Origin of the sequence: Paraburkholderia lycopersici (assembly GCF_900096975.1) — a bacterium.
Classification (GTDB): Bacteria; Pseudomonadota; Gammaproteobacteria; order Burkholderiales; family Burkholderiaceae; genus Paraburkholderia; species Paraburkholderia lycopersici.
In genome coordinates this window covers 32,723-47,404 of the sequence record NZ_FMYQ01000042.1, presented here as the reverse complement: position 1 = coordinate 47,404, position 14,682 = coordinate 32,723, and the positions used below count along the sequence as shown (strand labels likewise).

The window sequence follows — 14,682 nt, the reverse complement described above, 5'->3', positions numbered from 1 at the left end:
AGCGCCCCCAGCTCGGGCGCCGCCACCTTCGCCAGCGAGCCGCCGAATTTGCCCACCGCCGTACGGGCGGCCGATACGATCACAATGTCAGTCATGTTGAACTCCCGCTCTGCAGTTACGCTGGAAAACCGATGTGTCTTGAACGCTGAACCGGGACCCGCGCGCCCTGCGTCGTTGATCGACGACAGCGAAGGCGCGCGACGCCTGGTCTCGCAGAAACGTGGTCAGGCTTTGGCCGTGCCGGCCGCCTTCGCGGCCGCGGGTTGCGCGGCGCCTTGCGCGGAAGCGGCGACATTCTGGAAGCCGCTTTGGGCGGTTTCGATGGCCTGGCGAGTGACGCCGCGCATCGTCTCGGCGGCGTTATTGACGGCGGCGAAGGTCGAGTTCATGGCCGCGATGAAGGCCTCCGACCCGATAGGCGCATGCTGCGTGAAGCCTTCGGAAAAGGCCTTGAAGCGCTGCTCCTGCTCGCCCGAATTAGCTTGGGCGACCTGCATCCATTCGTTTTGGGTAGTCGTCGCAATATCGACGAGATGGCGGCCATAGGACATGGCCTTCGCGGCGGCCTGCTGCGACGCACCGATTTGCTGCGCGAAAAACTCGACAGGATTGCTGCTTTGCAGGGCACCCTTGAGCGTGGCTTCGCTTTCCGCCAAGGCGGCCTTGCCGGCCTGCACGTTGAGATCGGTCACGGCCTGCATGCCCTCGACAATGGGCTTTGCCAGCGCAAAGAAGGCCGCGACACCGGCTTGATAGTTCGCGCGGAATTGTTCGGGTGCGGAAACGGACATCAGCTATGCTCCTTGGTTAGTCATACTAAATAAAGCGCCAACCCCCGATAGCCTGACTCGCGGCTGAGTTTCATGTTTGAAAACTTATGCTGCATCGCCGCAGTCGATTTAGAGGACCCATTCTAAGACAGAAATTTAACAATTTTGTGGACCGGGCATTAGGTGAAAACCCCTAGCGTAACTATTTCGGGTTCGGAATTTGCAGTTGTCAGGCAACATGCGTTCGGCTCGGTAATCCTGGCCTCACGCGCATCATTTCCGCAGCCCATGCATGACTCGCGACGGATTTCCCCCGCAGTTCCGTTCAAGCCTATAGGGACGGCTGTGCCCCGCATCAAGGGAGAAACTTCATGATCCGCAAACCGCTGCGCACTATTCCTGTCGCCATTCTGCTTGCCATGACCGCCTCGGTTGCGTTCGCGCAGGTCGTGATCGTCGCGCCGCACGCGCCGCCGCCAGCGCGCGTCGAAACGGTGCCGCCGCCGCGCGCCGGCTACGTGTGGGACCCCGGCCACTGGCGCTGGGATCGCGGCGCATATATTTGGGCGCCCGGCCACTGGCAGCCGGTCCGCACAGGCTATCGCTGGCTGCCTGGGCATTGGGTGGCGCGCGGTCCGAACTGGCGCTGGGTTCCGGGACATTGGGCATGAGGCGCAAAGCGTGAATGCCCGGCTTCGAGCTGAACGACGACGATGATGGCGCGGCAGCGAACTCTCCGGCGTATCGCGCCTTGAAGGCCTCGCACGAACGCGACCCGGACGCGGACCTCATCGCGCGCGTCGGCGCACGCGATCCGCTCGCGGTGCGCGCGCTCGTCGCGAGCAAGCTGCCGCGCCTCGTCGCGCTGGCCGCCCGCATGCTGGGAGATCGCGCGGAAGCCGAGGACGTTGCGCAGGAGGCCTTCATGCGAATCTGGAAACAGGCGCCGAACTGGCGTACCGGCGAAGCGAAATTCGATACGTGGCTGCATCGCGTCGCGCTCAATCTGTGCTACGACCGGTTGCGCGCGCGCCGCGAAGCAACGGCCGACGATCTGCACGCCGTGGCCGAACCGGCGCCCGATCCCGCGGCCGCGCCCGACCAGCAGTTCGAAGCGCGCACGCGCGACGCACGCGTGCGGGCGGCGCTGGCTGCGTTGCCCGTGCGACAGCGCGAGGCGCTCGTGCTCACCTACTATCAAGAGCTTTCGAACCTCGAGGCGGCCGGCCTGATGGGCATCTCGGTCGACGCGCTCGAAAGCCTGCTGGCGCGCGCACGGCGCACGTTGCGCGCACAACTGGCCGGCGACGCATCCGGTAAGGATTCCATATGACACCCGAACGTTTCCACACTCTCGTGGCGGCCTATGGCGCCGACGCGCGGCGTTGGCCGCCGCACGAGCGCAACGATGCGCTCGAATGGGCGCGCACGCACCGCGCCGAAGCCGACGCCGCGCTCGACGAAGCCTTCCGGCTCGACGGCTGGCTCGCCTGCAACAGGATCGCGCCGCCCACGCACGAGCTCGTCGAGCAGATCGTCGCGGGGGCGCCGGTATCCGTCGCCACAGCGAAGCACCACCGCTACTGGTGGTCCGGCGCGGCATTCGCAGGGGTGGGCCTCGCCGGCGCGCTCGCCGGCGCCCTGACCATGTCGTTGCTCATGCCCGGCGGCGCGGCGCCTGCGCCGCACGACAGCAGCTATCTGAGCACGAGCTTCGGTGAATCGGGCGCCGACTGGAGTGAATCGAGCACGAACCCGGCCTCGGACTGGAGCGACGAATGAACGGCCGCTCATGGAAGACGCTGCTGCTGGGTTCCGTACTCCTGAATGTCTTTCTGCTTGGCGCCATCGCGGGCGGCGCATGGCGCTGGGTCGCCGTGCATGGCGAACCGCAGGCGCGTCCCGGGCAGCGCGTCGCCCTGCGCTTCGCCACCGAGACCCTTTCGCCGCAACGTCAGCAGCAGTTCGCCGACACGCTCAAGGCCTCGCGCCGCGAAGGCCGCCAGTACGCACGCGACGGACACGAAGGCCGGCGCGAAATACTCGCACTGCTCGCCGCCCCGCAACTCGACCGCCACGCCATCGACGCGGCGCTCGCCCGCACACGCGCCGCCGACAGCGCGCTGCGCGCGCAAGTCGAGAACGGCGTGGTCGATTTCGCGGCCACGCTCACACCCGAGGAGCGCACGAAGTTTGTCGAGGGGCTGGAAAAGCGCGGACAGTGGCGGCTACCGTCCCAACAGCAAAAGCCCCTGAGCGAGGCAAGCGGCGCGCAATAAATAAACCGGCGATGCAGCGACGGATGACGCGCGCGATGGCCGTTTAACGGAAAGACGCAACGCCACAAGGACCGCGCATGGAAAGCCTTTCGAATCCCCGCGCCGGCGCAATCGCCATGAACCGCTTCGGCCTTGGCGCGCGCGCCGACGAAACGCCGCCCGCCAATCCGCGGGGCTGGCTGCTCAGCCAGTTCGCCGCTTACGAACCGCTGCCCGCCGCATGGCGCGACGAGCCGGGCGCGATGGCGCTCGCGGCGCGCTTCGGTGCGGAGCGAGAGCAAGGCATGGCCGTCGATACGGCAAACGCCGCGAGCGACACCGCTGCGAGCACGCCCGCCGACGCCAACGCGCAACAAGCCGCACGCCGCGCCGTCAACCAGGCGATTCGCCGCGAGAGCATCGGCATCTACCGCAGCGCGGTCAATGCTCGCCTCACGAGCGCCTTGCAGACCGACTCGCCTTTCGTCGAACGCCTCGTGCATTTCTGGTCGAATCACTTCGCTGTTTCGATCGACAAGGCGCTGATTGCGGGCATTGCGGGCGCGTTCGAAATGGAAGCGATCCGCCCGCACGTGCTCGGCAATTTCGCGGACATGCTGGTCGCCGTCGAGCAGCACCCGGCCATGCAGCTCTTTCTCGACCAGACGCGTTCGGTCGGCCCCGACAGCCGCGCCGCCTTGCGCGCCGATCAGCGCGACCCTGCGCACAAGCGCGGCCTCAACGAAAATCTCGCGCGCGAGATCATGGAACTGCACACGCTCGGCGTGCGCACGGGGTACACGCAAGACGACGTGACCGAGTTCGCGCGCGCGCTCACGGGATGGAGCGTGGCTGGCGCGCGCGGCCCGCAGCCCGGAAACGCCGCCCCCGGCGCGTTCGTGTTCCGCCCCGCGCTGCACGAGCCCGGCGAGCGCAGGGTCATGGGTAAGCGCTACGACCAACCCGGCGAACAGCAGGCGCTCGCCATCCTTCAGGACCTCGCGCGCGCGAGCGCCACGAGCCGCCATATCGCGTTCCAGCTCGCGCGCCATTTCGTCGCCGACAACCCGCCGCCCGAGCTCACCGAACGCCTCTCACTCGCCTTCGAGCAAAGCGGCGGCGATCTGCCGTCCGTGTATCGCGCGCTCGTCGAAGCCCCGCAAGCATGGGCGCCTGTCGATGCGAAGTTCAAGACGCCGTGGGAATGGACGGTCTCTTCGATGCGCGGCCTCGGCTGGCGCGAGCCAGGCGACCTGAACGCGGCGCCGCTGCTCGCGCAGCTCGGTCAGCCCGTATGGCGGCCCGGCTCGCCCGCCGGCTACGACGACATCGCCGCGAGCTGGGCCGCGCCCGATGCGCTCGTGCGCCGCGTGGAAGTCGCGCAGCGCTTCTCCGCACGCGTGGGCGACCGGCTCGACCCGCGCACGCTCGGCAACGCGCTCATGGGCGCCACGCTCAGCGCGCGCACGGCCACGGCCGTCGCGCACGCGGAAAGCGCCTCGACGGCCATCGCCTTGCTGCTCGTCTCGCCCGATTTCCTGAGGAGATAACGCCATGGTTTCCCGCCGCCGTTTCCTGCGCGTCGCCGCCGCTGGCGCGGGCGCGATGCTCGTCTCGCCGCAAATCGTGTTCGCCAGCGTCGAGACCGACCGCCGCTTCGTGTTCGTGATCCAGCGCGGCGCGGCCGACGGGCTGAACATCGTCGTGCCCTATGCGGAGCCCGCCTATGCGACGCTGCGCGGCCCGCTCGCCATCGACATCGACAAGGCGGCGAAACTCGACGGCACCTTCGCGCTGCATCCCTCGCTCGTGCAGATGGCGCAGATGTATCGCGCGGGGCAGGCGCTCTTCGTGCACGCGATCGCCTCGCCGTATCGCGACCGCTCGCATTTCGACGGACAGAACGTACTAGAGACGGGCGGCCGCGCGCCCTACCAGGTGAAGGACGGCTGGCTCAACCGGCTCGTCGCCATGCTGCCGGCCTCGCGCGAAAACGCGATCGCACTCGCGCCCACCGTGCCGCTCGCGCTGCGCGGCGCGGTGCAGGTGAGTTCATACGCCCCCTCGGCGCTGCCCACTGCCTCCGACGATCTGCTGGCGCGCGTCTCTGCGCTCTATGAAGGCGATCCGCAATTGCGCCCGCTCTGGACTTCGGCGATGAACGCACGCGGGCTCGCCGGCGAGGCAAGCGCTCGCCAGGACCCGGCGAGCGTAGGCAAGCTTGCCGCGAGCTTCCTCTCGCGCCCCGATGGCCCCCGCATCGCCATGATCGAGACAGGAGGATGGGACACCCACAGCGCGCAAAACGCGCGGCTCGCCAGTCAGCTAAAAGCGCTCGATACCATGCTCGCCTCGCTGCGCGACAGCCTCGGTCCTGCGTGGGACAAGACGACCGTGCTCGTCGCAACCGAATTCGGCCGCACGGCGGCGGCAAATGGCACAGGCGGCACCGATCATGGCCAGGCCTCGGTGGCGATGCTCGTTGGCGGCGCCGTGGCGGGTGGCCGCGTGCAAGCCGACTGGCCGGGGCTTCGCACGGCGGATCTCTACGAATCGCGCGATCTCAGGCCCACCGCCTCGCTCGACGCGCTGATCGCGGGCGCCGCGGCGGAAAGCCTGGGACTCGATCCGCAGCGAACCGCGTCGAAGCTCTTTGCCGAAGCGGGCACGAAACATGCGGTAAGCGGATTGACAAAGGCATGAATTCGTAAGCAAGTGAGCGCGATCACGCGAGGAGGCCAGCCAGCCGTTCGGAGAACCAAACAACTTCAATCAGTGGAGGAAATGCATCGTAAAGACGCGACTACTACACCCCGTTACGCTGCTCACCGGTGCCGCACTGCTTTCTGCATGCATCGTGGAACCCGCGCGCCCTCCAGGCCCGCCGCGTCCACCCGCGCCTCCACCGCAAGTCGAAGCCGCGCCGCCCACGCCACCCGCAGACGGCTATACCTGGGTCAAGGGACATTACCGCTGGGAGGGCAACGAGTGGGAGTGGGTGCCAGGGCATTGAGTGCAGGGGTACTGAACAGTAGCGCGGCGTCGAGGCTTCCCCCTCATTTCCCTTAGCTGAATATACGGGTCACGCGCGATGGTGCGCAGCGTGACGGTGCCCGTCTGCGCGAGCGGGGCGTGGGTGCGAACGAGGCCACCACTCGACCCCAAGGCGCCTCGCAGCCTTCACGCCTTCTGCCCCGCCTTGCGCGCCGCGCGCAGTGGCCTGGCGGCGGCGCCGTCTGCGGGACGTCCCGCCCGACGCGGCGGCCGCCGCGCGGCTGCAGCAGCAACGGCAGCGCCCTTCTGCCGCTCGACCTCGCGTTCGCGCGCCTGCGCTTCATGGGTCGTACGCAGCGTGTCGAGCTGTCCTTCGAGCATGCCCGCCTTATGGCGCAAATCGCCCAGTTGCGTCTGCAATGCCTGAATCTCGGCGCGCGCGCTTTCCTCGCTGCGCGACGCACGCTGCGCAGCGGCTTCGGCATCGCGCTGCAGGCGCGCGTTGGCCGTGCGCTCGCGCTCGATTTCGAGCAAGGCGCGCTTTTCCGCTGCCTGCAAGCGCGTTTGCGCGAGTTCGGCGCTTGCACGCAGCTTGTCGAGTTCGGCCGCGAAGTCGGTCCGCGCCTGGGCGAGCGCGACGTCGCGCTCCTGGCCCGCTTTCCGGGCACGTTCGAGTTCGTCCTGGAGCGCACCGCGCGTGGCTTCAGCCGCGGCCTGGGCCTGCTCAAGTTCCTGTATGCGCACCTGCGCGGTAAGCAGCGCAGCCGTGCGCTGTTCGAGCGCCGCCTCGGTGCGCCCCAGGTCGGCGCGCGTGGCGGCAAGCGCTGCTTCGGCGGCGTGGCGCACGTCCTCTACCTCGAGACGCAGCGCTTCGAGCGACGCCTGCGCCGCCGCGGCCGCGCGCGTCCAGAGCGCGGCAAGGAGTTCCCCGGCCGCGCCTTGAAGCTCTTCAGGCAAATCGGCATGCTGGACACGCACGCGGCTCTTCTCGCGCAATTCGGCCCAGAATTCCAGAAGCACGGCAGTAGGCGTGCTCATGCTGCCGCGGCGCACGAGCTGATAGAGTCGATTGGCCGTAGGCGTGATGCCGAAACGGAAAAACAGAAGCGCGCAAACTTCGCGATACAGCTCGCGGGTCTTGGGAAATTCGGTCTTGAGCCGCTCGACCTCGGCGGCAAGACGTACTTCGTCGGGAGCGACGTCGGTCATGGAGAAAAGCAGGTACGGAATTTGTCGATATTACAACGTAGAGCGCACGATTCCTACCGGCATCGCTCCAGGGCGCGGAGTTCGAAGGCCGGCACGTTGCATGCCGGCCCCATCTATTCTTCGTCATGCCGCCCGTGGCGATGCCAAAGGCGGCGAGCCATCGTGAAAGAGCTTGCCCAGTCGAGCGCGCAGTTCCTGCGAATCCGCGTGATGATGCACACTCACCGCGTGCTGCACGGCGGCCTCGAGAAGCTCCGCGTCCGAGTCCGCCGAGATCGCAACCGTGCAGTTCATCTCGCTCGGGAATTCCCTGCAGTCAATGTACTTTCGGGCCATGGCGCGGCTCCTCGTCAGAGGGGTTAAGAGTACGCATGCGCGAGCGATCGCGCATGCGTGAAAATTATAGAATCCCTGCATTCCGCTTGCTAAACCATTAAAGCAAGTCCACAGGTCGCAATAATCTGAATGAATTGCGCACGCGATTTTATTTATCAGGCTGCGTAATTTAGGTTAGCTAATGAATCTCCGAGGCGCGGCGGCGGCCAGGCTACGAGCCGGGTCATGTCGCGAAGCGCCCGTCGGCCGGGCCTGCGCGCCTGGCTACAGGCTGCTCCCGCCGCCTTTGCGAAAGCCCGTCCTTCCCGCTTTCCCCATCGAACTGCGCCATGCGCGTGCAATCCGCATTGATTCGACGATTGCAGCAGTCGCCGGCTTTGCGCGCGTTTTCCCGATCCGTTGAATATGAGGTGTGCCATGTCCAGCCTGTCGAGCGACTCAATCGAAACACTGAAAGGCGCGCTACGCGGCGAGGTGCTGCAACCGGGCGATACGGGCTATGACGAAGCCCGGCAAATCTGGAATGCGATGATCGAGCGCCGCCCCGCGCTCATCGTGCGTTGCCAGGGCTGCGCCGACGTGCGGCGCGCCGTGGCGTTCGCACGCGAGACGGCGCTGCCCCTCGCCGTGCGTGGCGGCGGCCACAATATCGCCGGCAGCGCGCTGTGCGACGGCGGCATCGTGATCGACCTCTCGCCGATGAAGTCGGTGAGAGTCGAACCCGCCGCGCGCCGCGCCTATGTCGAACCAGGCGCCACGCTCGGCGACTTCGATCACGAAGCGCAGGCGTTCGGGCTCGCCACGCCGCTTGGCATCAATTCGACGACGGGCGTGGCCGGCCTCACGCTGGGCGGCGGATTCGGCTGGCTGAGCCGCCGCCTCGGCATGTCCATCGACAACCTGGTCGCGGCCGACATCGTGACCGCCGACGGCAATCTGCTGCGCGCAAGCGCCGGCGAAAACGCCGACCTGTTCTGGGCGATCCGCGGCGGCGGCGGCAACTTCGGCGTGGTCACGATGTTCGAGTTCGCGCTCCACCCGGTGGGCCCGGAAGTGTACGGCGGCCTCGTGGTGCTGCCGATCGGCGCCGCCAAAGAAGCGTTGATGCAATATCGCGAGGCCGCCGGCACGATGCCCGAGGATTTGACCGTCTGGTGCGTGTCGCGGCTCGCGCCACCGCTGCCGTTCCTCGCGCCGGAGGTACATGGCAAGCCGATCATCGCATTCGCGATCTGCTATACGGGCCCGCTTGAAAACGGGCCGAACGCGGTGGAAGCCGTGCGCCGCTTCGGCAAGCCGTATGGCGAGCATCTCGGACCTCTGCCCTACGCCGCGTGGCAGAAGGCATTCGATCCGTTGCTCACGCCGGGCGCGCGCAATTACTGGAAGTCCCACAATCTCGCCGGGCTGCCCGACGGACTCATCGACACGCTGACCGACGCCATCGCCACGCTGCCCTCGCCCCAGTGCGAAATATTCTTCGGGCAAATCGGCGGGGCCACACAGCGCGTCGCACCCGACGCGATGGCCTATCCGAATCGCGACGCCCTCTTCGTCATGAACGTGCACGGGCGCTGGACCGATCCCGCCGACGACGCCCGCTGCATTGCCTGGGCACGCGGCTTTTTCGAAGCCTCGGCGCCTTATGCGCTGGGCAGCGTCTACGTGAACTTCCTGACCGAGGACGAGCGCGCACGCGTCGATGCGGCCTATGGGCCGAACATGAATCGCCTCGTCGCCGTCAAAACCCGCTACGACCCGCAGAATCTTTTCCGTCACAACCAGAACATCCGGCCTGAAACGCCGCGAGGCGGGAGCAACTGATCCGCAATTCGATGTCATCGCAAGGAGAATCGTCATGTCGACATATGTGGTGCTTGCGCAGTTCACCGACCAGGGTATCCGCACCGTCAGGAACAGTGCGCAGCGAGCGGGACAGGCGGCGGAAATAGCCGGGACTTTCGGCTGCGAAATGAAGGAAATCTACTGGACGCTCGGTGAATACGACATCGTCACGATCGTCGAGGCGCCGGACGAACAAAGCTTCATGGCGTTCGGCCTGGCGCTCGGCTCTCTCGGCAACGTCCGCACGCAAACGCTGCGTGCCTTGAACAAGAGCGAATTCGCCGCGATTCTCGGCAAGCTTTCCTGACGCACAAACAACGCGCGGCACTGGGGCCGGTGCCGCGCCTTTATTCATACCTTTGCGTGCCGAATCGCGCGCATCCGCATGTGCGGCGCATCTCACGCAAAAACGAGGAAGCAGATCTCTGCGCGAACCCGGCGTCGCCGCGCAGCGCCTTTCCGGGAAGCGGCACAGTGCGAGCGAAGTCTTTCTTTTTCGCAAACGTTTGCCGCCCGGGTATCAAGTCGGCGCGGCCAAGGCCGAAAACCCGTGCATCGCCACGAATTTCCTGGAGACCCGGCCGTGACGCGCGTCGTACTCTTACTTGCCGTACTGATTGTGACAGGCTGCGCGCAACTGCCGCCGCCCAACACGGCTCAAGCCGGAAAACCCGCGGCGTCGAACGAAATCATGAAATTCGACATTCCCGCCGACGCGCTCGGCGCGCGCGATCCGCAACTGAGCGCGGTGCTCGCCAAGGCCGGCGCGCTCGCCGCCGCGCAGAAGCAGCCCACGGTGATCCGCGTCACGGCGCTCGGCCAGGACCTCAAGTACATCAACCAGGCGATCTGGAAGGGCGTGCCCACGCAGGGGCTCAAGCCCACGCTCGAAAACCTCACCGCTGGCGCGAACCAGAGGTACAGCGTCTCGATCGAGCCGCTGCACGCGGGGAGTTGACACGATGCGCCTGATCGTTTTCGCCGGGGCCGCCCTGCTGTCCAGTTCCGCCGTGTGGGCGGCCCAGCCCGCCGCCAGCGCGCCCGCCAATGCAGCCAATGCAACGGCCGCCGCCGCGACCATCACGCCCGCGGCGGACAAGGTTTATCCGCCGCTGCCCACGCTCGCCATGCTCCCGCCCTCGAGCGGCGACGACGACGAGCTTCCCGCGCCGCGCTCGTCCTCTCACAAGAAGAAGACGCGCCAGCACGACTGCCGCTGCGCAATGCCCACGCCGCGCCTCGTCGTCTCCGACGCGTCGCGGGCCTATCTCAGGGACATCGAGCGGCAACTCGATTCCGCGCTTGCGCAGTGACGTTGCCGCAGTCGCCCGCGCAACCACGCTCAACCTGGAGCCTCGACCGATGCATCAGCATAAGCCCCTGGCCTTCCGTGCCTTGCGAGCATGGACCCTCTGCGCCTGGGCGGCGCTGGCCGCGCTCGGCAGTTCGCCCGCGCAAGCCGCCCCGCCCGCCAACGAATGCTTCGAGAAGGCCGGCGCCTACCAGGGCGTCAATCCGCTCGTGCTGCGCGCCGTGGCATGGCGCGAATCGAAAGGCGATGCGACGGCCATCAACCGCAACGCCAACGGCTCGATCGACGTGGGGCAGTTGCAGATCAACTCGATCCATTTCCCGGAACTGACGCGCGAGGGCATTCCCAACCGCGCGCTCACGGACCCATGCGTCAATATCTTCGTGGCCGCATGGCTGCTCAAGCAGAAGATGGTGCGATACGGCAATACGTGGCGGGCGATCGGCGCGTATCACTCGGAATCGCCGCGCGAGCGCGACGCCTATGCGCGCAGCATCCAGGCGATTCTCGTGGGCTGGGGGCAGTTGCAGCCGGGACGATGAAGCGCGTGCCCGGCATCGTTGTGAATGCAACGGCCTAGCCTTAACCGCGCGGCCAGCTCAACCCTTCTCGCCCGCTCTCGCCGCATCATGCCGGGGAACGTAGCGGGCCGCGACGTCTCGGCGAAAATTCCAGTACTCCGATAAACAAAACCGATGCGTCGATAACCATCCGGCAAACCACCGCGGGAATTCGATGGTCCGCCAGGCAGTGGCCGATCCCCTCCGGCGAATTCGCCCATAATGGGTCGTCACCTCCAGGATGATCTGCCATGGATATCGACTCATTTGAAATTCGCGTCGCCGACCAGGCGCTAGACGACCTGCACCGGCGTTTGCGCGCCACGCGCTGGGCTTGCGCCACGCCATCGCCGGCGTGGCAACAGGGAACGGACAATGCCTGGCTGCGCGAGCTGGTCGCGTATTGGGCAAACGAATTCGATTGGCGCACCGCCGAACGCGCGCTCAACCAGCAGCCACAATTCATCGCGAACGTGAATGGCCAGCGCGTGCACTTCGTGCATCGGCGCGGGGTGGGCGCGAAGCCATATCCGCTCGTCATCACGCACGGCTGGCCGGGATCGTTCGCCGAATTCCGTGCGTTGCTCGACCGTCTGTGTGACCCGGCCGCATTCGGCGAAGATCCGGACGAGGCCTTCGATGTCGTCGCGCCTTCGCTGCCGGGCTTTACGTTTTCGCCCGCACCGGCAGCGCCCGGCACCTCCGCGTTCCAGGTGGCCGACCTGTGGGCGGCGCTCATGCGCGGCCTCGGGTACGAACGCTTCGGCGCGCAGGGCGGCGACCTCGGCGCAGGCGTGTCGATCGCGCTGGCTTCGCGGCACAACGACGCCGTGCAAGGCATCCACCTCAACTTCCTGCCCACCTCGTACGAGCCCGCCGTCGATGCCGCGACCGCGCCGCTCACCGCGGCGGAACAGGACTATCTGCGAGAGAAGGCCCAATGGGCCGCGATGGAAGGCGGCTATGCGCATATGCACAGCACGAAGCCGCAGACATTGGCCGCATCGCTCAACGACTCGCCGGCGGGACTGGCCGCGTGGATCGGCGAGAAGTTCCGTGCATGGAGCGACTGCGAAGGCGAGATCGAGCGCCGGTTCTCGAAAGACACCCTGCTGACCAACCTTTCGCTTTACTGGTTCACTGAAAGCATCGGCTCGTCGGTACAGCTCTATTGGGAAAACCGCCTTCAACCCTTTCGCTTTGCTCAAGGGCAACGCGTGCTGCCGCCGGTCGCCTTCGCGCGCTTTCCCAGGGAGATCAACCATCTGCCACGGTCATGGGTCGAACGCGTGTTCGATGTCGCGCAATGGACCGACATGCCGCGCGGCGGCCATTTCGCCGCCATGGAAGAACCCGGTCTTCTGGCCGCCGACATTCGCCGATTCTTCAAGCGGTTCCGGCCGTGAGCATGGCCGCCGCTCACCGCGCGGCGCCGTCGCCGAACGGATGCGCGGGCGCGTCGGTCGCGCGCCATGCGTAGCGCCTGAGCAGCGCGGCGTAGCCGTCGATCACGAAGCCGCCGCATTTGATGCGGTACGCCTCGCGACGCATGCGATAAGCGCGCGGCAGATGAAACCACGGCAGTCCAGGCAAATCGTGGTGGACGAGGTGGTAGTTGTTGTTCAGGAACAGAAGCCGCATGGCGAGCCCGGCCTCGTTGATCGCAATGCGCGCCTTGGGATGCGACGCCGCGCGATGCTCGTATAGCGAGCGGATCATCGCGAGCCCGAGCGCCGGCCAGGTGATCGCGGCAAGGTAGTACCACCACGGCATGCCCGCGTAGCGCTGGATCAACGCCAGCAGCAGCACGACACCTGCAACGTGCGTGACCCACGTGGGCGCGTGGCGCCAGTCGCCGTTGCGCAGGGCTTTCGCCGCGCCCGTCAGCAGTGCGGCCACGCTCATGGGCGGCCCGATCACCACGCGCCCCACGAAGCTCTTGCGCGCATGCCACAGCAAGCGCTGCCAGTGCGGCAGACGGGCCCAGCGCTCGTGCAGCACGTAGTTCGCTTCGGGATCGATGCCCGGCACGGTCAACGCTTCGTCACGATGATGCGCCATGTGGCTCTCGCGGTACAACGCATAAGGGAACCACACCGCGAGCGGCGGCCAGCCGAGCGCCGCGTTCAACCAGGCAAACCGCGTGGGATGGCCGTGCAGCAGTTCATGCTGCAGCGACATATGCCAGGCGCACAGCACGACAAGCCATGGCGTGGCGGCCGCAAGCGAGAGCGCCCCGACTCGCACGAGCGACAAGACCGCGATCCATCCGCCGTAGATCACGACGATCACCAGCCACGTGGGCCACTGCGTGCGCGCGGTGAATCCCGCCCCAAGCGAAGCGATTTCGCGTGCGTGGTCTGCGTCGAAGTACTCGGCCATGTTCGCTTGCTCCGGCGATGAAGGATGTTGCCACTCCATACGGAGAGCGAAGCATCTCGGGCCACTTACCATAACGAACGGGCGGCGTATCGCAAACCAATGAATTCCCATTTGCTTAGTTCGAGGAACCCGGGGCACGCTGGAACCAGCGGCGTAGAATGCCCCCATGAGCCGCTGGATTGCCTCCCTGCCGATGTACAACGTGACGCCGCAACACGCCACGCAGTGGCGCTCGCTGCTGGGCGACTGCCTCGCCGCATATGCACGCATGACTGGCGGCGAAGAAGTGACGGCCATCGAAGTGCAGGATGGCGAACTGATGGCGCACTGGCGCCGCAAAGACCTGCTGCTCTCGCAGGCCTGCGGCTTGCCTTATCGCATGCTCGGTCTGCACAGCGAGGCCCGCGTCATAGCGACACCGCGATTCGACGCCCCCGCCTGTGAAGGGCCACGCTATTGCAGCGCTCTCGTCGTTTCAGCCAACGCGTGGCGGCGTGGCGCGACCACGCTGGCTGCCTGTCGCGGCCTGCGCGCCGCCAGCAACAGTGCGGACTCGCATAGCGGCATGAACGCGTTTCGCCACGCCGTCGCGCCACATGCGCGCGACGGCCGCTTTTTCTCTTCGGTGCTATGGACGGGCTCGCACGCCGCCACGCTGCGCGCGCTCGCAAAGGGCGCGGCGGACGTCGGCGCAATCGACTGCGTGACGCTCGCCTTGCTGCGCGACGCGCAGCCCGAACAGCTTGACGGCGTGCAGATCATCGGCATGACGGCATCGGCCCCCGGCCTGCCGCTGATCGCCTCGCGCACGCTCGGCGACGAGCAAGCCGAAGCGCTGCGCGCGGCACTCGACGCCGCCCACGCGGCAGACCCCGCCCGCGCCGGCAAGCTGCGCCTGCGCGGATTCGCGAGGCTCACGGGCGAGGCCTACGCGGAAATCGAGGAAATGGCCAACACGGCCGCGCGGCTCGGTTATCCCGAACTGCGCTGAGGCTGAGCAGCGCCGCAATCAGGGC

At 66.8% G+C, this 14,682-nt stretch carries 18 protein-coding genes; 14 read left to right on the top strand and 4 right to left on the bottom strand.

Annotated features, from left to right (window positions below):
- Positions 1-224: 224 nt before the first annotated feature.
- On the bottom strand, positions 225-791 hold the full coding sequence (phaP, locus tag BLU17_RS30055; RefSeq protein ID WP_092005703.1) for a TIGR01841 family phasin: 567 nt from the start codon (positions 789-791) through the stop codon (positions 225-227).
- A gap of 350 nt (positions 792-1,141) precedes the next feature.
- On the opposite strand from phaP, the gene BLU17_RS30050 reads away from it, so the two are divergent.
- From BLU17_RS30050 to BLU17_RS30020, 7 genes are all read left to right on the top strand, one after another.
- Positions 1,142-1,441: a YXWGXW repeat-containing protein gene (locus BLU17_RS30050; RefSeq protein ID WP_092005700.1), complete on the top strand. Its 300-nt coding sequence runs from the start codon at positions 1,142-1,144 to the stop codon at positions 1,439-1,441.
- 14 nt (positions 1,442-1,455) lie between these two features.
- Complete coding sequence (locus BLU17_RS30045) at positions 1,456-2,103, top strand: RNA polymerase sigma factor (protein ID WP_092005697.1); 648 nt, start codon at positions 1,456-1,458, stop codon at positions 2,101-2,103.
- On the top strand, positions 2,100-2,552 hold the full coding sequence (locus BLU17_RS30040; protein ID WP_092005694.1) for a hypothetical protein: 453 nt from the start codon (positions 2,100-2,102) through the stop codon (positions 2,550-2,552). The genes BLU17_RS30045 and BLU17_RS30040 overlap by 4 nt, the downstream gene beginning before the upstream one ends.
- The gene (locus tag BLU17_RS30035; RefSeq protein WP_092005691.1) at positions 2,549-3,049 is read left to right on the top strand and encodes a periplasmic heavy metal sensor; all 501 of its coding nucleotides are present in this window, start codon (positions 2,549-2,551) and stop codon (positions 3,047-3,049) included. The genes BLU17_RS30040 and BLU17_RS30035 overlap by 4 nt, the downstream gene beginning before the upstream one ends.
- Before the next feature lie 77 nt (positions 3,050-3,126).
- A complete protein-coding gene (locus BLU17_RS30030) occupies positions 3,127-4,578 on the top strand; it encodes a DUF1800 domain-containing protein (RefSeq protein ID WP_092005688.1) in 1,452 nt (483 codons plus the stop codon).
- A gap of 4 nt (positions 4,579-4,582) precedes the next feature.
- The gene (locus BLU17_RS30025; protein ID WP_092005685.1) at positions 4,583-5,731 is read left to right on the top strand and encodes a DUF1501 domain-containing protein; all 1,149 of its coding nucleotides are present in this window, start codon (positions 4,583-4,585) and stop codon (positions 5,729-5,731) included.
- Between the two features lie 85 nt (positions 5,732-5,816).
- Complete coding sequence (locus BLU17_RS30020; RefSeq protein ID WP_092005681.1) at positions 5,817-6,041, top strand: YXWGXW repeat-containing protein; 225 nt, start codon at positions 5,817-5,819, stop codon at positions 6,039-6,041.
- 167 nt (positions 6,042-6,208) lie between these two features.
- On the opposite strand, the gene BLU17_RS30015 is transcribed toward BLU17_RS30020, so the two are convergent.
- Positions 6,209-7,231 (bottom strand): DNA-binding protein, encoded by a 1,023-nt coding sequence (locus BLU17_RS30015; RefSeq protein ID WP_092005678.1) that lies wholly within the window; start codon positions 7,229-7,231, stop codon positions 6,209-6,211.
- A 123-nt stretch (positions 7,232-7,354) separates the two neighbouring features.
- Positions 7,355-7,567 carry a DUF1059 domain-containing protein gene (locus tag BLU17_RS30010; protein WP_092005674.1) on the bottom strand — a complete coding sequence of 71 codons (213 nt, stop codon included), beginning with the start codon at positions 7,565-7,567 and terminating at the stop codon, positions 7,355-7,357.
- 417 nt (positions 7,568-7,984) lie between these two features.
- On the opposite strand from BLU17_RS30010, the gene BLU17_RS30005 reads away from it, so the two are divergent.
- From BLU17_RS30005 to BLU17_RS29980, 6 genes are all read left to right on the top strand, one after another.
- Positions 7,985-9,391 (top strand): FAD-binding oxidoreductase, encoded by a 1,407-nt coding sequence (locus BLU17_RS30005; RefSeq protein WP_092005671.1) that lies wholly within the window; start codon positions 7,985-7,987, stop codon positions 9,389-9,391.
- Between the two features lie 34 nt (positions 9,392-9,425).
- The gene (locus tag BLU17_RS30000; RefSeq protein WP_092005668.1) at positions 9,426-9,719 is read left to right on the top strand and encodes a GYD domain-containing protein; all 294 of its coding nucleotides are present in this window, start codon (positions 9,426-9,428) and stop codon (positions 9,717-9,719) included.
- Positions 9,720-9,995: 276 nt separating this feature from the next.
- Complete coding sequence (locus BLU17_RS29995) at positions 9,996-10,370, top strand: hypothetical protein (protein WP_092005665.1); 375 nt, start codon at positions 9,996-9,998, stop codon at positions 10,368-10,370.
- A 4-nt stretch (positions 10,371-10,374) separates the two neighbouring features.
- Positions 10,375-10,725: a hypothetical protein gene (locus BLU17_RS29990; RefSeq protein ID WP_092005662.1), complete on the top strand. Its 351-nt coding sequence runs from the start codon at positions 10,375-10,377 to the stop codon at positions 10,723-10,725.
- Positions 10,726-10,774: 49 nt separating this feature from the next.
- On the top strand, positions 10,775-11,266 hold the full coding sequence (locus tag BLU17_RS29985) for a lytic transglycosylase domain-containing protein (RefSeq protein WP_092005658.1): 492 nt from the start codon (positions 10,775-10,777) through the stop codon (positions 11,264-11,266).
- A gap of 269 nt (positions 11,267-11,535) precedes the next feature.
- Complete coding sequence (locus tag BLU17_RS29980) at positions 11,536-12,690, top strand: epoxide hydrolase family protein (protein WP_092005655.1); 1,155 nt, start codon at positions 11,536-11,538, stop codon at positions 12,688-12,690.
- 13 nt (positions 12,691-12,703) lie between these two features.
- On the opposite strand, the gene BLU17_RS29975 is transcribed toward BLU17_RS29980, so the two are convergent.
- Positions 12,704-13,666 carry a fatty acid desaturase gene (locus BLU17_RS29975; RefSeq protein ID WP_092005652.1) on the bottom strand — a complete coding sequence of 321 codons (963 nt, stop codon included), beginning with the start codon at positions 13,664-13,666 and terminating at the stop codon, positions 12,704-12,706.
- 166 nt (positions 13,667-13,832) lie between these two features.
- Here BLU17_RS29975 and BLU17_RS29970 point away from each other — a divergent pair, with 166 nt between their 5' ends.
- Positions 13,833-14,657 (top strand): phosphate/phosphite/phosphonate ABC transporter substrate-binding protein, encoded by an 825-nt coding sequence (locus tag BLU17_RS29970; RefSeq protein ID WP_176929234.1) that lies wholly within the window; start codon positions 13,833-13,835, stop codon positions 14,655-14,657.
- The last annotated feature ends 25 nt before the right edge of the window (positions 14,658-14,682 follow it).